General features: G+C 53.2%; 19 protein-coding genes. All 19 read left to right on the top strand.

Going from position 1 to position 22,919, the window contains the following annotated elements; translation table 11 throughout:
* Window positions 1-114: 114 nt before the first annotated feature.
* The 19 genes from P2G88_RS09275 (at window position 115) to secA (ending at window position 22,835) form a co-directional block, all read left to right on the top strand.
* Complete coding sequence (locus tag P2G88_RS09275) at window positions 115-882, top strand: SapC family protein (RefSeq protein ID WP_275795587.1); 768 nt, start codon at window positions 115-117, stop codon at window positions 880-882.
* Window positions 883-1,140: 258 nt separating this feature from the next.
* Window positions 1,141-1,599, top strand: coding sequence for a division/cell wall cluster transcriptional repressor MraZ (mraZ, locus tag P2G88_RS09270; RefSeq protein ID WP_275795586.1), 459 nt, complete (start codon window positions 1,141-1,143; stop codon window positions 1,597-1,599).
* Window positions 1,599-2,534, top strand: coding sequence for a 16S rRNA (cytosine(1402)-N(4))-methyltransferase RsmH (gene rsmH, locus P2G88_RS09265; RefSeq protein ID WP_275795585.1), 936 nt, complete (start codon window positions 1,599-1,601; stop codon window positions 2,532-2,534). The genes mraZ and rsmH overlap by 1 nt, the downstream gene beginning before the upstream one ends.
* Window positions 2,531-2,851 (top strand): cell division protein FtsL, encoded by a 321-nt coding sequence (gene ftsL / locus P2G88_RS09260; protein WP_275795584.1) that lies wholly within the window; start codon window positions 2,531-2,533, stop codon window positions 2,849-2,851. Before rsmH ends, ftsL begins: the two co-directional genes overlap by 4 nt.
* Entirely contained in the window at window positions 2,848-4,605 is a 1,758-nt protein-coding gene (locus P2G88_RS09255; RefSeq protein ID WP_275795583.1) for a penicillin-binding transpeptidase domain-containing protein, read from the top strand. The genes ftsL and P2G88_RS09255 overlap by 4 nt, the downstream gene beginning before the upstream one ends.
* On the top strand, window positions 4,595-6,109 hold the full coding sequence (gene murE / locus P2G88_RS09250) for a UDP-N-acetylmuramoyl-L-alanyl-D-glutamate--2,6-diaminopimelate ligase (protein ID WP_275795582.1): 1,515 nt from the start codon (window positions 4,595-4,597) through the stop codon (window positions 6,107-6,109). Before P2G88_RS09255 ends, murE begins: the two co-directional genes overlap by 11 nt.
* Before the next feature lie 12 nt (window positions 6,110-6,121).
* The gene (gene murF / locus P2G88_RS09245) at window positions 6,122-7,516 is read left to right on the top strand and encodes a UDP-N-acetylmuramoyl-tripeptide--D-alanyl-D-alanine ligase (RefSeq protein ID WP_275795720.1); all 1,395 of its coding nucleotides are present in this window, start codon (window positions 6,122-6,124) and stop codon (window positions 7,514-7,516) included.
* Window positions 7,510-8,592, top strand: a complete 1,083-nt coding sequence (gene mraY, locus P2G88_RS09240; protein ID WP_275795581.1) for a phospho-N-acetylmuramoyl-pentapeptide-transferase — start codon at window positions 7,510-7,512, stop codon at window positions 8,590-8,592. Before murF ends, mraY begins: the two co-directional genes overlap by 7 nt.
* 1 nt (window position 8,593) lies before the next feature.
* Window positions 8,594-9,895 (top strand): UDP-N-acetylmuramoyl-L-alanine--D-glutamate ligase, encoded by a 1,302-nt coding sequence (gene murD, locus P2G88_RS09235; protein WP_345798880.1) that lies wholly within the window; start codon window positions 8,594-8,596, stop codon window positions 9,893-9,895.
* On the top strand, window positions 9,892-11,097 hold the full coding sequence (gene ftsW / locus P2G88_RS09230) for a cell division protein FtsW (protein WP_275795579.1): 1,206 nt from the start codon (window positions 9,892-9,894) through the stop codon (window positions 11,095-11,097). Before murD ends, ftsW begins: the two co-directional genes overlap by 4 nt.
* Window positions 11,090-12,160 carry an undecaprenyldiphospho-muramoylpentapeptide beta-N-acetylglucosaminyltransferase gene (gene murG / locus P2G88_RS09225; protein WP_275795578.1) on the top strand — a complete coding sequence of 357 codons (1,071 nt, stop codon included), beginning with the start codon at window positions 11,090-11,092 and terminating at the stop codon, window positions 12,158-12,160. Before ftsW ends, murG begins: the two co-directional genes overlap by 8 nt.
* Window positions 12,157-13,605 (top strand): UDP-N-acetylmuramate--L-alanine ligase, encoded by a 1,449-nt coding sequence (gene murC, locus P2G88_RS09220; protein WP_275795577.1) that lies wholly within the window; start codon window positions 12,157-12,159, stop codon window positions 13,603-13,605. The genes murG and murC overlap by 4 nt, the downstream gene beginning before the upstream one ends.
* Window positions 13,605-14,567 carry a D-alanine--D-alanine ligase gene (locus P2G88_RS09215; RefSeq protein WP_275795576.1) on the top strand — a complete coding sequence of 321 codons (963 nt, stop codon included), beginning with the start codon at window positions 13,605-13,607 and terminating at the stop codon, window positions 14,565-14,567. Before murC ends, P2G88_RS09215 begins: the two co-directional genes overlap by 1 nt.
* 5 nt (window positions 14,568-14,572) lie before the next feature.
* On the top strand, window positions 14,573-15,322 hold the full coding sequence (locus P2G88_RS09210) for a cell division protein FtsQ/DivIB (RefSeq protein WP_275795575.1): 750 nt from the start codon (window positions 14,573-14,575) through the stop codon (window positions 15,320-15,322).
* 30 nt (window positions 15,323-15,352) lie between these two features.
* Entirely contained in the window at window positions 15,353-16,588 is a 1,236-nt protein-coding gene (gene ftsA / locus P2G88_RS09205; RefSeq protein ID WP_275795574.1) for a cell division protein FtsA, read from the top strand.
* Window positions 16,589-16,656: 68 nt separating this feature from the next.
* Complete coding sequence (ftsZ, locus tag P2G88_RS09200) at window positions 16,657-17,847, top strand: cell division protein FtsZ (protein WP_275795573.1); 1,191 nt, start codon at window positions 16,657-16,659, stop codon at window positions 17,845-17,847.
* A 138-nt stretch (window positions 17,848-17,985) separates the two neighbouring features.
* Window positions 17,986-18,900 (top strand): UDP-3-O-acyl-N-acetylglucosamine deacetylase, encoded by a 915-nt coding sequence (gene lpxC, locus P2G88_RS09195; protein ID WP_275795572.1) that lies wholly within the window; start codon window positions 17,986-17,988, stop codon window positions 18,898-18,900.
* Window positions 18,901-19,072: 172 nt separating this feature from the next.
* Window positions 19,073-19,987, top strand: coding sequence for a M23 family metallopeptidase (locus P2G88_RS09190; protein ID WP_275795571.1), 915 nt, complete (start codon window positions 19,073-19,075; stop codon window positions 19,985-19,987).
* A 163-nt stretch (window positions 19,988-20,150) separates the two neighbouring features.
* Window positions 20,151-22,835, top strand: coding sequence for a preprotein translocase subunit SecA (secA, locus tag P2G88_RS09185; protein ID WP_275795570.1), 2,685 nt, complete (start codon window positions 20,151-20,153; stop codon window positions 22,833-22,835).
* Window positions 22,836-22,919 lie beyond the last annotated feature (84 nt).

The raw sequence follows: 22,919 nt of genomic DNA, 5'->3' as shown, positions 1-22,919 counted from the left end.
ACCTAAGCAATAGGCAACAGGTGGGCAGCGGTGCATTGTGCAAAAAAGCCTGTTCAACCATGTCGGCAGGGAAATCGTCCCCGCCCAATATTTTAGAATAAAGAGAAGTAGACAATGGCGAAAAACTACGTGTTGTTGGACAAAGAAGTCCACAAAGATATCAAGATTAAACAAGATGCCAAACTGGCCCATGCCAAGCAATCCCATTTGATCGGGGTGTCTGTGCGCGAATTCGCGCGGGCCTCAAGCGCTATTCCACTGGTCCTGATCAAGGACCAAGGTTCTGACCGCTTTTACATAACCGGTCTGTATGGCCTGGTTGAAGGCAGCAACTACTTTGTAAAAGAGGATGGCTGGAAAAGCCACTTCGCACCTATGAATCTGCAGCGCTATCCCTTCGACATCCGCCCCAATGGTAATCAGCTTTCTATCTTTATTGATGAGAACAGTGAACTGGTTAATAAGGAAGAAGGGGTGGCCCTGTTCAACGAAGACGGTACCCCTTCTCAAGGTCTAGAAAACCTGCAGAAAATGTTGGGCGATCTGGTTAACAGCGAGAATATGACCCGTGAGTTCATCAAACAGATCATCGATTTGGGCCTGATCGAAGAAATTCGCCTGGGTATCCGTTTCGCCGATGGTGAGCAGCGCAGCCTGACTGGTCTGCACAGCATCAACGAAGAGAAGCTACTGAAGCTAAGCGACGAAGAAGTCGTTAAGCTGCACCGTAGCGGTTTCTTGGGTGCCATCTATGCCATGCTCGGTTCCATGGGGCAGCTCAACCGTTTGGTACAAATGTCACAAGACACTGACAAGCCGGTTGAAGCCATTCAGATCCTGCCAAGACAGTCTGCTCCTCAGCCAGAAGCGGCAAACGCTTAAGCAATGTTGCGGACCCGGATTCTCCGGGTTCGCTCTCTCCATTTCCTCACCTTTCCCTGCCAATATTTATTCTTAAAAGCGGTTTTTCCACTTTCTCCCACCTTATCAATAACTTCGGTCAAAGCCTTAATTTTTCTGGTGTTCACGCCCAGTGTTTCGTCTTGATAGTGCTTGACACTGCATGTGGGTGGTACCTAAACTGACGATTGTGGGTAAAAGTGGCAAAAAGTGGAAAAATAAGAGCAAAAAGGTAGGGGAATGTTCCGCGGCGCTAATGCAATCAATCTGGACAACAAAGGACGAGTAACGATTCCAACCCGTTACCGCCAAGCTTTGCTGGATGATTGTCAGGGACAGCTGGTGTGTACCATTGATATCCAGCAACCTTGTTTGCTGCTTTACCCACTTTCCGAATGGGAAGAAATCGAACTTAAACTCAGTCGTCTCTCCAGCATGAACCCTCATGAGCGTCGCTTACAGCGGCTGTTGTTGGGTTATGCATTGGAAGGGGCGATGGACAATAACGGCCGGTTCCTGTTGAGTGGCCCACTGCGCCAGCACGCCAAGCTCGATAAACAGATCATGTTAGTGGGGCAGTTGAACAAGTTTGAACTCTGGGATGCTGATATTTGGCAGCAGCAGATTCATCAGGATATCGATACGGAGCAGCAGGGTGGCTTCGAACTAACCGAGAGATTGCAGGACTTTTCACTATAATGTCCACCGACTTTGTTCATCAGTCGGTGTTGTTGCAAGAGTCGATTGAGGCCCTGGCAATCCAACCCGACGGCATCTATCTCGACGCGACTTTCGGTCGTGGCGGGCATTCGCGTGCCGTTTTAGCCAAGCTTTCATCCGCCGGTCGTCTGATTGCCTTTGACCGTGATCCTGTCGCCATCGAAGCCGCGTCGGCCTTAGCCGGCGATCCCCGCTTCCAGATTTTCCATTGTCCTTTTTCTGAAATGCAGCATCAGGCCGAACGACTTGGTCTGGTAGGTTGCATCGACGGCGTATTGATGGATCTCGGTGTATCCTCCCCGCAACTGGATGATGCCGAGCGTGGCTTTAGCTTTATGCGGGACGGCCCGCTGGATATGCGCATGGACACCAGCAGCGGTATCAGTGCTGCGCAGTGGCTGGCACAAGCCGACGCTGAAGTGATTGCAAGGGTACTGCGTGAATACGGTGAAGAGCGCTTTGCCTGGCGTATTGCGCAAGCCATCGTCAACAGCCGTGACGAGCAGCCGTTGACCCGCACTCTGCAACTGGCAAAACTCATTGATGCTGCCGTGCCTTTTAAAGATAAGCACAAGCATCCGGCCACCCGCAGTTTCCAAGCCATTCGTATTCATATCAATGGTGAACTGGATGAAATCACCTCGGCCATGCAGCAGGCGCTTACCTTGCTAAAGCCGGGCGGACGCCTTGCCATTATCAGTTTCCATTCTTTGGAGGATCGTCTGGTAAAACGCTTTATGCGTGAGCAGAGCAAAGGCAAACAAGTGCCGGCTGGTTTGCCAGTACGAGAAGAAGAGCTGCAAGCCAGTAAGGCGATGCGCCTGATCGGTAAAGCCATTATGCCCTCAGAGGCGGAGCTTTCGGTTAATAACCGGGCCCGAAGCTCAGTATTAAGGGTGGCCGAAAAGCTATGAAAGACGGCCAGACCCAATTCAATCTCGTTGTCCTGCTGTGGACAGACCTGACTCGCCACCTTGGGCGGGTTTTGTTGTATTTAATGGTGCTGACCAGCGCGGGCGCCGTGATCTTAAGTGCTCACCATAATCGTCAGCTGACCATAGTGCATGAACAACTGATGCAGGAACGTGATCAGTTGGATGTGGAATGGCGTCACCTGGTGCTTGAACAAAGTGCCCTGACCGAACATAACCGTCTGGAAAGCATGGTGCAAAAGCAGCTCAGCATGCGCCGTCCCTTGCCTCAGGATGAAGTGGTGGTACAGATAAAATGAACCACAGCACTTATCGTACCGCACATCACGCCAAAAAAAATGCCAAGCCAAGACTGGTAGAGTGGCGTTTTGTATTAGTTGCCACAGTGGTGGTATCCGTCTTTGCGGTATTGGTAATGCGTGCAGCTTTTATTCAGGTGATCGAGCCCGACTCCCTGATTCAGCAAGGTGATAATCGTACCAAGCGTACCCGCTATACCCAGGTGAGCCGCGGCATTATCACTGACCGCAATGGTGAGGAGTTAGCGGTAAGTGTGCCGGTTCGCGCCATCTATGCCGACCCTAAGATTGTGCATGAGAATGGTGGTTTTGATGATATGCGGCGCTGGAAAGCGCTTGCCGATGTGCTGGGACAAGATTTGAATACCCTGCGTGAGCGCTTGTCCAATCCTGCCCGCCGCTTTGTTTACATCCAGCGTCAGGTTTCACCGGCCATGGCCAGCTATGTTGACCAGCTGGATTTACCGGGTATCTACCTGCGCAATGAATCACGCCGCTATTATCCTGCCGGTGAAGTCTCCGCACAGCTTATCGGCTTTACTGATGTGGATGATAAGGGCATCGAAGGCATAGAACGGCTTTACAACGATTGGCTGACCGGTACGCCCGGCTCACGCAAGATTCGCAGTGATGCCAAGGGACGTCAGGTAGAGATCCTCGATGAGACACAAGGTGAATCGGGCAAAAACCTGCAGTTAACCATCGACCAACGGATCCAGGCGCTGGCCTACCGCGAATTGAAACAAGCGGTCGGTGTGTATAAGGCGGCCTCAGGCTCGGCTGTGGTGGTGGATATTCACAGCGGTGAGATCTTGGCCATGGTCAATAGCCCTTCTTACAACCCCAATAACCGCGCCGATGCCGCGCCGCACAAAATGCGCAATCGGGCCATCACCGATACCTTTGAGCCTGGCTCCACGGCCAAACCGCTGGCAGTGGTTTCTGCCTTGGAATTTGGCTCAGCCAAGCTCGGTGATGTGATTGACACTTCTCCTGGCTGGATGCGAGTGGGGGGCAGTATGGTCCAAGATTCCAAAAACTACGGTCCCTTGGATCTAACCGGTATTATTCGCAAGTCCAGCAATATGGGGACTTCTAAGCTGGCCTTGTCGGTACCCAAAGAGCATTTTATCGACCTTTACTACCAAATGGGGCTGGTCGGCGATACCGGCACCAATTTGGTCGGTGAGAGTGGCGGTATCTTTCATGAAAGACGCCGTTGGTCTGATTTCGAGATGGCTACCCTGTCCTTTGGTTATGGTTTGTCGGTGACCACAATTCAGTTGGCCAGGATGTACAGCATCCTTGGCACCTACGGTTTAAAACGCCCATTAACCATCGTCCACCAGGAAAATCCGCTTCCGGCAGAGCGGGTGTTGAGTGAAAGTAATGCCAAGGCTGTTGTGGAGATGCTTGAGCATGTGACGCTGGAAGGCGGCACCGCCACCAAAGCCAGGGTTCCCGGCTACCGCGTGGCCGGTAAAACCGGTACCAGCCGCAAGGCGGTAGCCGGTGGCTACGGCGAAGAATACGTGAATATTTTTGCCGGTCTGGCACCGGTATCCGACCCGCGCCTGGTAGTGGTCATCCTGATCAATGAGCCCGGCGGCGATCTTTATTATGCCGGTGATACGGCGGCGCCGGTATTTTCGAAAGTCATGGCCGGTGCACTGCAAATGATGAACATACCACCGGATGCCAAGACCGTATCTTCTTTGGCCGCGGTTCAGGGAGGGAAAGGCAATGAAAGCTAAACCCGCTTTGCCTAACCTGCGCCGCCTGCTGATGCCCTTTGGTATCGAAGCGCCCGCCATCGAGATGGAAGATATGGTGTTGGATAGCCGCGAAGTGGCCATTCACAAACTCTTTGTGGCCGTAACCGGACATCGACTGGATGGCCGTGATTTCATTCCTCAAGCCATAAGCCTTGGCGCTAAAGCCATCCTGGCAGAAACAGAAGATGAAAAGCAGCATGGTCAGATGGAAATGCGTGAGCAGTCCATGATCATCCAGTTTTATCGTCTGCAGGAGCAGCTGTCTGCGCTGGCGGCCGAGTTTTATGGCCATCCCGCCGATGCCATGCAGGTGATTGGTGTGACCGGTACCAACGGTAAAACCTCCACGGTGCAGCTCTGTGCGCAACTGGCGACGCTAAGCGGTACCCCGGCTGGCACTATCGGCACTTTAGGGGCTGGTATGCTGGATGCGCTGCAAGACGTGGGCAATACCACGCCTGACGCCATCAGCATGCACCGTTTGCTTAATCAAATGCACAGCCAGGGGGCGGGGGTAGTGGCCCTTGAAGCATCCTCCCATGCCTTGGTGCAGCATCGTATCAAAGCACTGAAAATGGATGCGGCCATCTTCACCAATCTGACCCGAGACCACCTTGATTACCACGGCGATATGAATCGTTATGCGGCAGCTAAACGCTTGCTGCTCAAGCAGCCCGGGCTGAAACACGTGGTGCTCAATCAGGAAGACAGTGAAAGCCGCAATTGGCTGAGTCTGTGCGGCAGTGCGCAAACCCCGGTGTTTTTCGGCTTAGAGCAGCCTAAATATGCACAGCATCGCTTTGTGATTGCCAAGGACGTGGAGTACTTGCCTCAAGGCACCCGCTTCCGGTTGGACAGCAGTTGGGGACAGGCCACCATTCAAACCCGTTTGTTAGGGCCATTTAATGTGCTCAATCTACTGGGCGCCCTGGCAGCGCATTTGAGTTTAGGGCGACCACTTTCCATCCTGGCCGAACAAGTTGCAAAGCTTAATCCGGTACCCGGTCGCCTGGATGTGTTTAAGACAGAAGGCATGGCCGCTCTGGTGGTGGATTATGCCCATACCCCGGATGCCCTGGAGCAGGCGCTAAAGGCGATTAAGGCCCATGCCCGAGGGCAGGTCTGGTGTGTATTTGGTTGCGGTGGTGACCGCGATAAAGGCAAGCGGCCATTGATGGGGCAGGTAGCCCAGGCCTTTGCCGACAGAGTTATTTTGACCAATGACAACAGCCGCTCTGAAGACCCTGCGGCCATTGCCAGGGACATTCTTGAGGGGTGCAGTGAGCCCCAAAGCGTGCAAGTGGAACTAGACAGGAAAAAGGCCATCAAGCTTGCCGTCGAACAGGCCCTGCCAGGGGACCTGATTTTGCTGGCGGGAAAAGGCCATGAAACTTACCAGCTTATTGGTGATCAGAAGCTGGACTATGACGAACGAGAGTTTGCCGCGTCGCTGGTGGCGCAATTTAAGCAAACCGCACATTGAGAGGATATGAGCGTGATTTCGGTAGATCTTAATTGGATAGCCACAAAGCTGAAGGCCAGTTTGCAAGGTGAGAACCGGCCTGTTGGTGGCGTGAGCACCGACACCCGTACCATCAAGCCCGGCGATCTGTTCGTTGCACTAAGCGGGCCCAATTTTGATGGCCACGCCTTTGCACAGGTTGCCAAAGAGAAGGGCGCTTGCGCCATGTTGGTATCTCAGCCGGTGGAAATTGGCTTGCCGACCATTTTAGTGGACGATACCAAGTTGGCTTTGGGGCAACTGGCCGCAGCCGTGCGCGATGAAGTACCGGTCAAAACCGTCGCCATTACCGGTAGCAGCGGTAAGACCACGGTCAAAGAGATGGTCGCCTCCATCCTCTCACGCAAAGGTAAGGTCCTGGCAACCCAGGGCAACTTTAACAATGACATCGGCGTGCCGCTAACGCTGCTGCGCCTTGAAGCAGATCACGACTACGCCGTGATCGAACTTGGCGCTAACCATTTAGGCGAAATTGCCTATACCACCAGTCTGACTAAACCCGATGCCGCCACCATCGTGAACGCCGCCGCCGCCCATTTGGAAGGATTCGGCAGCCTGTTTGGGGTAGCCAGGGCCAAAAGTGAGATCTTTAAGGGCCTGCCCGCCGGTGGCTTGGCAGTGCTAAATGGTGATAGTCAGTTTCTGCAGTTCTGGCAGGGAAAACTGCACGATCTGCGCATTCAAACCTTCTCTGAAAAGCAAGGGGATTTTCGTGCCTCAGATGTGATCCTGGGTTTGGATGGCTGCGCCGAATTCGAGATGCATACGCCCCTAGGCAGCATCCATCTGTCTTTGGCGGTACCCGGCATGCACAACGTGGCCAATGCCTTGTGCGCCGCAGCGCTAGCCATGGAAGTCGGGGCAAGCCTTGAGGACGTCAAAATGGGCTTACAGCAGATGGCCCAGGTAAAAGGGCGTTTGAATATCAAGCAACTGACCAATCAAATCAAAGTCATTGATGATAGTTACAACGCCAACGTGGCATCTACGCAGGCCGCTATCGATCTACTGGCCAGTTTTAGTGGCAGAAGAGTATTGGTGCTGGGCGACATGGCGGAGTTGGGGGAAAAGGCCCGCTTCTACCATGAGGAGATCGGCCAGTACGCCAAGACTCGCGGGATAGACAATTTGGTCAGCCTCGGTGTCCTCAGTCAACAGGCCAGCGACCAATTTGAAGAGGCCGGAAGGCATTTTGGCGATGTGCAGAGTGTCATCGCCCATCTCGAGAGCCTTCTGCTGCAGGAGCAAAGGGATATCACCATTTTGGTGAAGGGCTCACGCAGCGCCAGAATGGAACGGGTGGTGAGCGCCATTGAGGCATCGCCGTTGGGAAAGCTTGAACGCTACCGGGAGCGTATTGCATGTTAATTTGGCTAGCCGATTGGCTGAGACAGTTTGAACCCGGTTTCAACCTGTTCTCCTACCTGACCATGAGAGCAATTCTCAGCATCCTTACCGCGTTGCTGATTTCGGTATTGCTGGGACCCAAGATGATCCGCTGGCTTAAGGAAATGCAGATCGGACAGACGGTGCGGTCCGACGGTCCGCAGTCGCATCTGTCCAAGTCTGGAACCCCGACTATGGGTGGAGTCCTGATCCTGACTGCCATTATCAGTAGCACCCTGCTGTGGGCTGACTTAACCAACAGGTATGTGCTGGTCACTCTGTTTGTGATTATCACCTACGGCATCATCGGCTTTGTGGATGACTATCGCAAAGTCATCCGTAAGGATTCAAAGGGCCTGATTGCGCGCTGGAAGTATTTTTGGTTATCAGTAGTAGCCATTGTGGTGGCGTTTTACCTTTACAGCAGCAGTCAGCAAGCTGCGGAAACGGCCCTTATCGTACCCTTCTTCAAAGAAGTGATGCCACAGCTTGGCTTGATGTACCTTGTGCTGACCTATTTCGTGTTAGTGGGTACCAGCAATGCGGTGAACCTGACTGATGGTTTGGACGGGCTGGCTATTGTGCCCACCATCCTGGTGGCGGGCGCTTTTGCGATTTTTGCTTATGTCACCGGCAACGTGAATTTTTCTGCCTACTTAAATATTCCCTATATCCCTTTAACCAGTGAATTGGTGATTGTGTGTGCCGCCATTGTCGGTGCCGGGTTAGGTTTCCTCTGGTTTAACACCTATCCGGCCATGGTCTTTATGGGCGATGTGGGTTCGTTGGCACTCGGTGGCGCTTTGGGCATTTTGGCCGTGTTGGTGCGCCAGGAGTTGGTGCTGTTGATCATGGGCGGTGTGTTTGTGATGGAAGCCTTGTCGGTGATTTTGCAGGTGGGCTCTTACAAACTGCGCGGACAACGTATTTTCCGCATGGCACCAATACACCATCACTATGAATTGTCCGGTTGGCCCGAGCCAAGGGTGATTGTCCGTTTCTGGATCATCTCCTTGATTTTGGTGCTGGTTGGCTTAGCCACCTTGAAGATCCGTTAATATGCAAAACCAGGCGCTTCAAAATAAACAGGTAGCAGTAATGGGACTCGGTCTTTCCGGCCAGTCCTGCCTGCGTTTCCTGTTGGCCAGAGGCGCTAAGGTGATTGCCATGGACAGCCGTACGCAACTCAGTGCTCAAGTACCCGAGGGCGTGAGCGTGATGCTGGGAGACTTCGATGCTAATGTGTTGAAGTCGGTGGATCTGATCCTGTTAAGTCCCGGTCTACCATTGTCCCACCCTGCCATTGGTGAAGCGCAGGCGGCCGGCGTTGAGGTGATTGGCGATATCGAGCTTTTCGCCCGCTTCAACCAAAAGCCGCTGCTGGGTATTACCGGCTCAAACGGCAAGAGCACCGTCACTACCTTAACCACTGCTATGTTGCAGTCTGCGGGTCTGAAGGCGGTGATGGGCGGCAATATCGGTACCCCTGCACTGGATTTGCTTGAATCGGACTATGATGTGGCGGTGCTGGAACTCTCCAGCTTTCAACTGGAAACCACGCATAATTTGCCACTGGAAGGCGCCACAGTGTTGAATTTAAGCGCCGACCATATGGACAGATACGACAGCCTGGAAGCCTACCGTCAGGCTAAATTGCGTATTTATCAGCATGCCAAGACGCGCATCGCTAATCGTGATGATGAGCTGACCCAGGATGGCAGCGAAACGCAGACCTTCGGCTTGTCTGCTTGTGAAAAGGGATTCGGTTTTGATGCTCCAAGCGGTCGGTTGACTCTGGATGGCAAACCGCTACTGGACTTTGCCCAATGTAAGTTAATGGGGCGTCATAACCTGTTGAATATTCAGGCATCCTTGGCGTTGGCCATGTGCGTGACCGACAATCTGTCGGCGCTGGTGGAAACTGCCTACCACTTTACCGGCCTAGCCCACCGCTGCGAGCTGGTGCGCGAACACAAGGGCGTACGCTGGATCAACGACTCCAAAGGCACCAACATTGGCGCTACCCTGGCCGCCATAGAAGGTCTGCGTGCGCAGGTCAAAGGTAAGCTTATCCTGATTGCAGGTGGTGATGGTAAGGGTGCTGACTTTGACCAGTTGTTACCTGGGCTTGTCCAAGTGGATGAACTGGTCTGTCTGGGCCGTGACGGCAGCAAAATTGCCGCGCTTAAATCCGCTAGCCATATGGTGGATAACATGCAGGCTGCAGTCGACAAGTGTGCGGCCCTGGCCAAGCCAGGTGATCTGGTTTTGCTTTCACCAGCCTGTGCCAGTTTGGATATGTTCGACAACTACCAGCACCGTGGTCAGGTGTTTGCCGCTGCCGTGGAGGGGTTGTTATGAACCAGACCCTGTTCGGTAACAGCTTGCAGCGCCTTTTCCAGTTGCGTCATGATGTGCGCGGTATGCGCCCCTATGATCTGGGGCTGATTATGATTGCCCTTAGCCTTTTGTCCATGGGGCTGGTGGTGGTGACCTCAGCGTCCATGCCGGTGGCCGCCAGGTTGTTCGACAATCCATTCCACTTTGCCATCCGCCATGTGATTTACATTGTCCTGGCCCTGACCGCTGCGCTTATCACTTTGCAAGTGCCCATGCGTTGGTGGCGCATGACCAATGCCTATCTATTGCTACTGGCGCTGGTACTGTTGGTAGCGGTACTGCTGGTGGGCAGAAATGTAAATGGCAGTACCCGCTGGTTGGCCCTGGGCCCAATCACTATTCAGGCCGCAGAGCCGGCCAAGCTGTTTTTCTTTGTCTACCTGGCCGGTTATCTGGTACGTCGCTATGAAGAAGTCACGGAAAACCTAAAAGGCTTTATTAAACCGCTGGCGGTGCTTTTCGTGCTGGCTTTCTTGTTGTTGATGCAGCCCGACCTTGGCACTGTGGTGGTAATGTTTGCCACCACCATCGGCTTGCTGTTCTTAGCCGGTGCCAAGTTGTGGCAGTTCTTTGGGTTACTGATCAGCGGTTTATCGGCGGTAGTGGCCTTGATCATGTTTGAGGAATACCGCATTAAACGTATCACTGCGTTCCTCGACCCCTGGGCCGATCCCTTCGGTAGTGGCTACCAGTTGACCCAATCGCTGATGGCCTACGGCCGTGGCGATATTCTCGGTCAGGGCCTGGGCAACAGCTTGCAGAAGTTGGAATACCTGCCCGAAGCCCATACCGATTTTATCATGGCGATCCTGGCCGAAGAGCTGGGCTTTGCCGGCGTCTGCGCCTTGCTTAGCTTGTTGTTGATGATGGTATTAAAGGCGCTGCGCCTGGGTAATCTGGCGCTTCGTCAGGGCCGACCTTTCGAAGGCTATCTGGCCTACGCCATCGGTATCTGGTTCAGTTTTCAGACCGCGGTAAACGTAGGCGCCAGTGCGGGTATTCTGCCAACTAAGGGATTGACATTGCCGTTGGTCAGCTATGGTGGTTCCAGCCTGATTTTGATGGCCATCGCGGTGGCCTTATTGATTCGTACCGACTTTGAACTGCGCATGGACGGCGTGCAGGCCATCAGCGACAGGTCAAAGGAGGCGCGCCATGAGTAAGCGCCTTTTGGTCATGGCCGGCGGCACCGGCGGTCATGTATTCCCGGGGTTGGCCGTAGCCGACTATTTGCACGAGCAAGGCTGGCAAATCCATTGGCTGGGAACCGCCGAGAAGATGGAAGCCAAAGTGGTTCCCAACGCTGGCTATACCATTGATTTTCTGAGTGTTAGCGGGGTGCGTGGCAATGGCTTGATGCGTTTGCTGAAGGCGCCTTTGATGATCATCATGGCAATCTGGCAAGCCAGAAGGGTACTCAAGCGTTTCAAACCGGATGTGGTGCTGGGCATGGGCGGTTTTGCCTCGGGGCCCGGTGGCCTGGCTGCCTGGCTTAGCGGCATTCCGTTGGTAGTGCATGAGCAAAATGCCGTACCCGGTATGACTAACAAAATGCTGAGTCCATTGGCCAAGCATGTCTTAAGCGGTTTCCCCGGTGCTTTTGCCATAGAAAATGATAAATATCGCGTTGTCGGAAATCCCTTGCGTAACCAGTTTAAGCAGGTAGAGAAAACGTCCCATCAGGCTATTCGTGTGTTAGTGGTGGGCGGAAGCCTTGGCGCCAAGGCCCTCAATGACCATTTACCCAAGCTGTTTGCACAATTCAGTGGATTGGAAATTCGTCATCAGGCCGGTGCCGGTAAAGCCGCCGCTGTGCAAACCGCTTATCAGCAAGAAGTGGGCGCCAAGCATCAATGGCAGGTACAGGAATTTATTGAGGATATGGGGCAGGCCTATGCCTGGGCAGACCTGGTGATTTGCCGTGCAGGCGCCCTTACTGTGGCCGAAGTGGCCGCCTCAGGCACTGCCGCGGTATTTGTGCCCCTTCCTCAGGCAGTAGACGATCATCAAACCAAAAATGCGCTGGTCCTGGTAAATGCTGGCGCCGCGTTGCTGGCGCCACAGGCGAGCCTGAGCAGCGACACTTTTACAAAGGCTATTAAGCAGTTGCTTGATTCCCCTACAAAGCTGAAGCAGATGGGCGAGGCGGCAAAGGGCGCCGCCAAGCCCGAGGCGACAGCAGACGTGGCGGAATGTTGCCGGCAACTGGCGGAGACAAGACAATGAGTAAGCCCACATTATATTCGGTACCGGAAATGCGCCGTATCAAGCGCATCCACTTTATCGGCATTGGCGGTGCCGGTATGGGCGGTATCGCAGAAGTATTGCTGAATGAGGGATATCTAATCTCTGGTTCGGATATGCAAGCCAGCGCCATGACCGAAAGATTAAAAGGCCTCGGCGCACAGATCTTCTTCGAGCATAAAGAAGAAAATATTGCTTCAGCCAATGTGGTTGTGGTGTCCAGCGCCATCGACCCCAGAAACCCTGAGGTTAAAGCGGCCCGTGAACAGCGTATCCCTGTGATCCGCCGTGCCGAGATGCTGGCCGAGCTGATGCGTTTTCGTCATGGTATTGCGGTGGCCGGTACCCATGGTAAAACCACCACCACCAGCTTGCTGGCTACCCTGTTTGCCCATGGCGACAAGGACCCCACTTTTGTGATTGGCGGCCTGCTGAATAGCGCCGGTACCAATGCCCGCTTGGGTAGCAGCCGTTATCTGATTGCCGAAGCCGATGAAAGTGACGCCTCCTTCCTGCATTTACAGCCCATGGTATCGGTGGTCACTAATATCGAAGCAGATCATATGGATACCTACGGCGGTGACTTCCAGAAGATGGAAGAAACCTATTTGGAGTTTTTGCACAATCTGCCTTTCTATGGTTTGGCGGTGGTTTGTGGTGATGATCCGGTGCTACGTGAACTGCTGCCACGTATTGGCCGCCAGTATCTGACCTACGGCTTTAGTGAAGAAATGGACGTGCGCGCTACCGACCTGGTCCATGGCTTTAACCACAGTAGCTTCGTGGTGCATCGCAAAGACCACGCGCCCCTCAAGGTAAAGCTCGGCATGCCAGGTCGTCACAACATTCTTAATGCCTTGGCAGCCATTGCGGTAGCCACCGAAGAAGGCATTGGTGATAAGGCTATCGTTGAGGCCTTGGATTCCTTTGCCGGTATTGGTCGTCGCTTTGAATTTTTGGGGCAGTTTGAAACCGGCCAGGGTCAGGTCATTTTGGTGGATGACTATGGTCATCATCCCACCGAAGTGGAAGCTACCATCGCCACCGCCAGAAGCAACTGGCCGGATAAGCGTTTGGTCATGGCTTATCAGCCACACCGCTATTCCCGTACCCGTGATTTGTATGAAGATTTCGTACGCGTGCTGTCACAGGTAGATGTGTTGTTACTACTGGAAGTCTATTCCGCCGGTGAGCCCTCCATCGAAGGGGTGGATAGTAAGGCGTTGTGCCGCTCTATCCGTCAGCGCGGGCAGATTGAACCTGTGTACGTGGCCAGTCCCGCCGAATTGCCGCAAGTGCTGGCGGAGCAGTTGGCCGATGGCGATCTGCTGTTGACCCAAGGCGCAGGTAATATCGGTAAGCTAGCCAGGGATCTACAAAAGATACAGTTAAATTGCGAGAAGATGCGCAGCGGAGAACAAAGCTGATGTCGAATAGTCAGGCTTTAACAGATTTTGGCAAAGTGGCTGTCATGTTTGGCGGTCACTCAGCAGAGCGTGAGGTGTCTTTAAAGTCCGGCAATGCGGTGCTCAATGCTTTATTGCAAAGCGGTGTGCAAGCCCTGGCCTTCGATCCTGCCAAACAGCCTTTGACAGACCTCATCAAGGAAAGCTTTGATCGGGTCCTGATCATGTTGCATGGCCGTGGTGGCGAAGATGGCAGTATGCAGGGTGCTTTGCAGCAATTGGGGTTGCCCTATACGGGCAGTGGGGTATTGGGCTCGGCCCTGGCCATGGACAAGGTTCGCTCCAAGCGTATTTGGCAAGCCCTAGGGCTGCCCACTGCAGAGTATCAAGTAGTTGATAAACAGCACTTTAATGCAGGATCTTGCACCGCTATAATGGCCGCTCTGGGAGAGGCAGTTATGGTCAAGCCGGCCCGAGAAGGGTCCAGTATCGGCATGGCCAAAGTCACTACAGCGCAGGAGCTGTCGGCCGCCATCGAGCAGGCGTTTCAATATGACAATGAAGTCCTGCTGGAGCGCTTTATCACCGGTCAGGAATTTACTGTCAGCTTGCTGCGCGGCCGGGTCTTACCCTCCATCCGCATGCGCACCCCCCGTACCTTCTATGACTACGAGGCCAAGTATCAGTCCTCTACCACTGAATATCATTGTCCCAGTGGCCTGGATGCTGAACAGGAAAGAGCGTTGGGCGAACTGGCTGCCAGGGCTTTTTCAGCAGTCGATGGCAGCGGTTGGGGCCGTGTGGACTTTATGCGGGACAATGCCGGACGCTTTTATTTGCTGGAAGCCAACACGGTGCCAGGCATGACTGAGAAAAGTCTGGTGCCCATGGCAGCCAGACAGGCAGGGCTGAGTTTTAGCGAATTGGCACTGGAAATATTGGCGACTTCTTTGGCATCAGATAGCCAAGGCCGGGGAGTCTGAACAAGATGATGCAAGCCAGTCTTCCAGCACCCGCCAAGCGGCCACAATTGTGGGCCGGGTTTGGCTTTTTCGTGCTGGTGCTGGTGCTGCTGGGGATGGGGCTGTCCAGTATCAACGCCTGGCTGACAGATGAACAAAGTTTGCCGGTAAGACAGATCACCGTGGCAGGGGACTTCCACTATTTGGATCCGGTCGATGTGGAAAACGCAGTGCGTGCAAACCAGCCCGGCAGCTTTTTTGAACTGGATGTGCAAAAAGCGCTGGCAGATATCGAGGCATTGCCTTGGGTATATCGCGCTTCCATACGCAAGGAATGGCCAAATGGTCTGCATGTGTATGTGGTTGAGCAGTCGGTGGTAGCCCGCTGGAACGATGAAATGCTGCTGAATGCGCAAGGTGGGGCATTCACCGCCGACTTGCCGCTGGGACTGAATGATGTGCCGCATTTATTCGGGCCCCAAGGCAGTGAGAGTGCAGCCCTACAGGGATATAAGGCGATGCAGGCCTTGTTGCAGCAACGTCAGGTGAGAATTGCCGAATTGGTGCTCAGTGAGCGCTTTGCATGGCATCTGCGCCTGGACAATGGTCTGCAGCTGAAGCTGGGACGAAGTGAATTTATCGACCGTCTGCAGCGTTTTGTGGATATGTATCCGCTGTTGCAATCCAGTGAACGTCAGCCTGCTTATGTGGACTTGCGTTATGACACTGGCTTGGCAGTGGGCTGGCAAGAAGAACAACAAGAAAGAAAGAGTTAGAAGTATCAATCATGGTAGTGAGAACAATACATGGCCGCGCCTAAAATGACCGATCGTAATCTTATCGTCGGGTTGGACATCGGCACCAGTTTGGTGAAAGCCGTGGTCGGCGAAATTCTGGATAACGGTGGCATCAGTATTGTCGGTGTCGGTACCCATGTTTCCCGTGGCATGGACAAGGGGGGGGTTAACGACCTGAATCTGGTAGTGCAGTCGGTGCAATCAGCCATCAATGAGATGGAGCTGATGGCAGACTGCCGGGTGTCTTCGGTCTTTATGTCCATTTCCGGGCGTCATGTGCAGTGCCAGAACGAAAGCGGCATGGTACCTATCAATAACAAAGAAGTGACACAGGAAGACGTGGACAACGTGATCCATGCAGCCCGCTCGGTGCCAATTGCTGCCGAACGTCGTCTGCTGCATGTTATGCCACAGGAATTTACTATCGATGTGCAGGAAGGCATCAAAAACCCGGTAGGTATGTCCGGGGTGCGCATGGAGGCTGAAGCCCACATCATCACCTGTGCCGATGATATGGCCAAAAACCTGGTCAAATGTATTGAGCGCTGCGGTTTACACGCCGACCAGCTGATCTTCTCGGCCCTGGCCTCCAGCTATGCGGTGCTGACCGAAGATGAAAAAGAACTGGGTGTGTGTGTGGTGGATATCGGCGGCGGGACTATCGATATCGTCATCTACACCGACGGTGCCATTCGCCACACTGCGGTGATCCCGGTGGCAGGCAATCAGATCACCAGTGATATCGCCAAGATTTTCCGCACACCTATCAGCCATGCCGAAGAAATCAAAATCAATTATGCCTGTGCTCTTAAAGACATGGTCAGTATGGAAGAGAATATCGAGGTGCCCAGTGTCGGCGGCCGTCCTTCCCGCGCCATGTCTCGCCACACCCTGGCTGAGGTGGTAGAGCCCCGTTATCAGGAGCTGTTCGAATTGGTGCATGACCAAATTCGGGCCAGCGGATTAGAAGAGCAAATTGCAGCAGGCATCGTATTGACCGGCGGTACCGCCAAGATGGAAGGGGCGGTCGAATTTGCCGAAGAATTGTTCCAGATGCCGGTGCGCATTGGCCAGCCTTTAAATGTAAAAGGGCTGTCTGAATATGTGGAAGACGCCACCTTCGCAACGGTAGTGGGGCTGCTGCAGTATGGAAAGGATCATTACCGTGCCAGGCAACTGGCCAAAGCTAAGGCCAGTGAAGGGCTTTGGCACAGGATCCAGAGTTGGTTTAAGGGTGAGTTTTAAATCGTTTTTAAGGAAATGCGGATCCAGCCTGCGCCAGGGCCGGATCAGTAAATAACCGGAGAGAGAGTATGTTTGAATTAATGGATAGTCACAGCGAAGAAGCTGTTATTAAAGTTATCGGTGTGGGCGGTGGCGGCGGTAATGCTGTCGACCACATGGTGTCTCATAATATTGAGGGTGTGGAGTTTATTGCGGTCAACACCGACGCTCAGGTGCTGCGTAATTCCAAAGCCAATATTACCTTGCAGATTGGTTCGGGTGTGACCAAGGGACTGGGCGCAGGTGCCAATCCTATGGTCGGTCGTCAGGCGGCTGAGGAAGACGCTGAGACCATCCGCCAGGCCCTTGAAGGTGCTGATATGGTCTTTATCACGGCCGGTATGGGCGGTGGTACCGGTACTGGTGCTGCGCCTGAAGTGGCTCGCGTAGCCAAAGAAATGGGTATTCTGACCGTAGCCGTGGTCACCAAACCCTTCCCCTTCGAAGGACGCAAGCGTATCGAATACGCAGAGCAGGGCATTGACGAGTTGTCTCGTTATGTGGACTCGCTGATCACCATCCCTAACGAAAAACTGCTGAAGGTCATGGGCCGTGGTACGCCATTGCTGAAGGCCTTCAGTGCAGCAAACGACGTTTTGCGTGGTGCGGTGCAGGGTATTGCTGAGTTGATTACCCGTCCGGGCCTTATCAACGTTGACTTTGCCGACGTGCGTACGGTGATGTCTGAAATGGGTATGGCGATGATGGGTAGCGGTTCAGCCAGTGGTGAAGACCGTGCCGAAGAAGCCGCCGAAGCTGCCATTGCCTGTCCGCTTCTGGAAGACATCGACCTGTCCGGTGCCCGCGGTATTCTGGTGAATATCACTGCTGGTCCTGACTTTGCTATCGATGAGTTTGAGACAGTGGGTAATGCGGTTAAAGCCTTCGCATCCGAAAACGCTACCGTGGTGGTGGGTACCGTTATCGATATGGATATGCAAGATGAATTGCGTGTAACCGTAGTGGCCACTGGTATCGGCGCCGAGCGTAAGCCGCAAATTTCTGTGGTCAGCAACAGCCGCGTCAGCAGCCGTGCATCCATGGATAGCAGCGACTTTTCCCTGAGACAGACCAGCAATGAGCGCGTCTCCAACCTGAGCGACAGCCGTACCGAGTCGCGTCAGGCTGATAGCCGTCAAGCGGCTATGGATGACAAGTCGGACAGCAATGATCTGGAATATTTGGATATTCCGGCGTTTTTGCGTAAGCAGGCTGACTAATAGTCGGGCTTAATGAAGTAGAGGTCAGGCATAAATCCTAACTGGATCAGGTGCTTGAAGGACTTTTTGACAAAGTCAAAGGTTGCCACTACAATGCGAGCCCTTTTGTGTATTGTTCGAAAATTGAGCTAAGGCGAAATGATCAAGCAGCGTACCCTTAAACAGATGGTGCAGGTAACAGGAATAGGTCTGCACAAGGGAGATAAGGTCAATATGACTCTCCGGCCGGCGCCCGTAAACACAGGTATTGTGTTTCGCCGCATTGACCTTGTACCCCATGTGGACATCCCTTCCCGTGCCAATGCCGTGGGGGACACCATGCTGTGCACCTGCCTGTCCAATGAGGACGGGGTGAGCATTTCTACTGTCGAACACCTGGCGTCGGCCCTTGCGGGCATGGGTATTGACAACATCATTGTGGAAGTCGATTCCAATGAGTTGCCCATTATGGACGGCAGTGCCAGTCCCTTTATCTTCTTGTTGCAGTCTGCTGGTATCGAAGAGCAGCGTGCTGCCAAGAAGTTTATCCGTGTGACCAAACCGGTGCGCGTGGAAGAAGGTGACAAGTGGGCAGAACTGCGTCCTTACGACGGTTTCAGGGTCGACTTTCGCATCGATTTCAATCACCCGGTAATCAGCCAAACCCGGCAGCACCTGGTGATGGACTTTGATACCAGCTCTTATATTGACGAAGTCAGCCGAGCCAGAACCTTCGGATTCATGCGCGATTTAGAATACATGCACGCCCACAATCTGGCGCTGGGTGGTAGCATGGAAAACGCCGTGGCCCTGGATGAGTACCGGGTACTCAACCACGAAGGCCTGCGCTATGAAGACGAATTCCTCAAGCATAAGATCCTGGATGCCATAGGTGACTTGTATCTGGGTGGTTTCAGCATCATCGGTGAGCTTTGCGCTTATAAAACAGGTCATGGCCTGAACAACAAGTTGTTGCGGGCGCTGCTTGAGCAAACCTCATGCTGGGAATTTGTTTCCTATGAATCGGCCGACAAAATGCCGGTTAGCCTGGGTTCGCCAATTCTGGCCGGATAAGCCATACTTCACGAAAATGCCGCTTTACGCGGCATTTTTTTTGTCTGCTAGTTCATTTTTTTGACGTATTCTCCTTGGCACGTATTATGCCTTGTCATATGTAATTGTGACTTTTTTTTAACAACTGTTCGGTTTAGAATCGGGCAGCTTTTCAACCGGTGTAAGAGGACAGATGAGTTTCGAGCTGATCCTGAAAACAACGAAAAAAGAAGTGCGTCTCCCAATGGGCAGGCGTCAGTTAGTTATTGCCAGTGTCTTGGCGATGGCGGCTTGTGCTGTGGGTTGGCGCGTCACGCCCAGTATTGAAGATGCACAGAACCGTGTTGCTTACACCCAAACCGGCTTAATTAAGCAGCGCGAAGCGGTGGAGCAACTAAAGCAAACTACCCAACAACAGTTGACCGGTATGATGCTCAAGTTAGGAGAAATGCAGGGCCAACTTCATCGGCTAAATGCCTTGGGTGAACAGTTAGCCCAGGAAGCTAACCTCAGCAGCGACGAATTTAATTTCAACGAATTGCCGGCGGTGGGCGGACCTGCCCAGGAATTGGTCGATTTTGAGCTGGATAGCAGTTTGGATGTGCTGGCCAGTATGGATCTGATGCTGTCAGAGCTAGACAGTAAATCTAAACAGCTTCAGGCCCTTGAAAGTATCCTCATGAGTAACCATATAGAGTCTGAAAGTTACCTGGCAGGGCGTCCTGTCGATGGAGGCTGGTTATCCTCTTATTATGGTGTGCGTAAAGATCCGTTTTCCGGTATGCCCGCCATGCACAAGGGCCTGGATTTTGCCGGCAAGGAAGGGGATGATGTGGTCGCCACTGGCGCCGGGCTGGTGACTTGGGCTGGCGAGCGCTACGGGTACGGTAACCTGATAGAAATTGAACACGGCAATGGTTTAGTGACCCGCTATGGTCACAACAAAGACATTGAAGTGAAAGTCGGCGACGTGGTTACCAAGGGGCAAGTGATTGCCGTAATGGGCCAGACCGGTCGCGCCACCGGTGCCCATGTCCATTATGAAGTATTGAAGAATGGCCGACAGATTGACCCCCTGCCTTTCGTTTATCGCAAGTCAACGGGCTGACATTTAGCGCATTCGGACTTATCGGCATTTTGGGCAATCGGCGTTTAGCCGATTGTTTTTTTGTTTATCCGGCACAGGCCGAGCCGGACCATAGCCGTGCCCAGTCGCCATAGGCGGGCATAAAAATTAGAACCTGATACTGAGATTTGGAAGTCGTATATCCATGTTTGCAAGCATATTGACAAAGCTGTTCGGCAGCAGCAACGAACGCACCTTGAAAAAATTGGGCAAGATTGTCGAGCAGATTAATGCCCTTGAAGCTGAATACGAAAAGTTAAGCGACGAACAGCTCAAGCAAAAGACCGCTGAATTTAAACAGCGCTTGGCCGATGGTCAAAGCACTGACGACATTCTCCCCGAAGCCTTTGCCACGGTAAGAGAGGCCAGTAAGCGAGTCTTCAAGATGCGCCATTTCGATGTGCAGTTGATTGGTGGTATGGTCCTAAACAGCGGCCAAATCGCCGAGATGCGTACTGGTGAAGGTAAAACCCTGACCGCAACCTTGCCTGCCTATCTCAATGCTATCAGCGGTAAAGGCGTGCATGTGGTCACGGTCAACGATTACCTGGCCCGCCGAGACGCCGATTGGAACCGCCCTCTGTTTGAATTCCTGGGTCTGACCGTAGGTTGCAACGTGCCCGGTATGAGCCATGAGCAAAAGCAGGCCGCCTACAGCGCCGATATTACCTACGGTACCAACAACGAATTTGGCTTTGACTACCTGCGTGACAACATGGCCTTCAGGCCCACCGATCGCGTGCAGCGTCCACTGCACTATGCGGTAGTGGATGAAGTGGACTCGATCCTCATCGATGAGGCTCGTACTCCGCTGATTATCTCCGGACAGGCCGAAGACAGTTCAGAAATGTATCGTCGTATTAACGAGATCATCCCTCAGTTAGTCGAGCAGGAAAAGGAAGACGAAGAAGGTCAGGAAGGTGACGGTGACTTTACTATTGACCTCAAGGGCAAGCAGATTCACCTGACTGAGCGCGGTCTTGTACGCATTGAAGAGATCATGCAGGAAAAAGGCCTGCTGCCTGAGGGCGACTCTTTGTATGCTGCCGGTAATATCTCCCTGATGCACCATATCAATGCCGCCCTGCGAGCCCATAAGTTGTTTGCCCGTGATGTGGATTACATTGTTAAAGACGGTGAAATTGTCATTGTTGACGAGCATACCGGCCGTACCATGGAAGGCCGTCGCTGGTCAGAAGGTCTGCACCAGGCGGTAGAAGCCAAAGAAGGGGTGAAGATCCAGCACGAAAACCAGACATTGGCATCCATCACCTTCCAGAACTACTTCCGTTTGTATGAGAAGCTGGCCGGTATGACCGGTACCGCCGATACAGAAGCCTTCGAATTCCAGCATATTTACGGCTTAACCACGGTGGTTATCCCGACCAACAGGCCGATGATCCGCGATGACAGAGCGGATCTGATTTACCTCACCGCCGAAGAAAAATACGAAGCCATCGTGGCCGATATCAAGGAAAATGTGGCCAAGGGCCGTCCAGTGCTGGTCGGTACCATCTCTATCGAAAACTCTGAACTGCTGTCCAGAGTACTGAAGAAAGAGAAGATCCAACATAAAGTCTTAAACGCTAAATTCCACGCCCAGGAAGCGGATATTATTGCCCAGGCAGGTCGTCCCGGTGCGGTGACTATTGCCACCAACATGGCCGGTCGTGGTACCGATATCGTGTTGGGGGGTAACTGGCAGGCAGAGCTGGCCGCCATTAACGATCCTAAGCCGGGGACAGTGGAGCGCATTAAGAGCGAGTGGCAGGAGCGTCATGATGCGGTAATCAATTCCGGTGGTCTGCATATCATTGGTACCGAGCGTCACGAATCCCGCCGTATCGACAACCAGTTACGTGGTCGTGCGGGCCGTCAGGGTGATCCTGGCTCTTCCCGCTTCTACCTGTCCTTGGAAGACAGTCTGATGCGTATCTTCGCCTCAGAGCGCATGGCCAACATGATGAAGCGCCTGGGTATGGAGCGCGGTGAAGCCATCGAGCACCCTTGGGTAACCAAAGCCATCGAAAATGCCCAGCGTAAGGTGGAAGCGCGCAACTTCGATATACGTAAGCAATTGCTGGAATTTGATGATGTGGCCAACGACCAGCGTAAGGTGATATACGAGCAGCGTAATACGCTACTGGACGAGGGCGATATCAGCGAAACCATCAAGGCCATTCGCGAGGATGTGGTGGAGTCTACTATCAGCCAATATATTCCGCCGCAGTCGGTAGAAGAGCAGTGGGATGTACCTGGCCTTGAAGAGCGAATCAAAGCTGACTTCCTGATCGATATGCCGATTCAAAAGTGGCTGGATGAAGACGACAAGCTGTTCGAAGAGAAGCTGCGCGAGAGGATCCTCAATCAAATTGAAGAGGCCTACAAAGCCAAGGAGCAGATGGTGGGTGAGCCGGTGCTGCGCCAGTTCGAGAAAGCCATTATGCTGCAAAGCCTGGACAGCCACTGGAAAGAGCATTTGGCGGCTATGGATCATCTGCGTCAGGGCATTCACTTGCGTGGTTATGCGCAGAAAAACCCCAAGCAGGAATATAAGCGCGAATCTTTCGAGCTGTTTGGTCAGATGCTGGAGCAGCTGAAAACCGAAGTGGTCAGTGTGCTCAGCAAAGTACAGGTACGTGCCGAATCCGACGTTGAAGCGGTAGAAGAGCAGCGCCGTCAGGAAGAAGCCAGGACCCGTATGGTGGAGCAGCACCAATCGATGAATGAGCCTGCTCCGGGTGAGCATCAGCCTAAGATTGGTCGCAACGATCCTTGTCCTTGTGGCTCTGGCAAGAAATACAAACAGTGCCACGGTAAACTAACCTGATAGCGAGTCTGAAAGGTTAACCGACGCATTGATAAAACCGGGTGTGGCCAAAAGCTTACCCGGTTTTGTTTTTAGGAGAGAAAA

Origin of the sequence: Aliiglaciecola sp. CAU 1673 (assembly GCF_029223185.1) — a bacterium.
In the GTDB taxonomy this organism is placed as follows: domain Bacteria; phylum Pseudomonadota; class Gammaproteobacteria; order Enterobacterales; family Alteromonadaceae; genus Bowmanella.
Note: the sequence above shows the minus strand (reverse complement) of the source record. Positions and strands in the feature narration are given on the sequence as shown.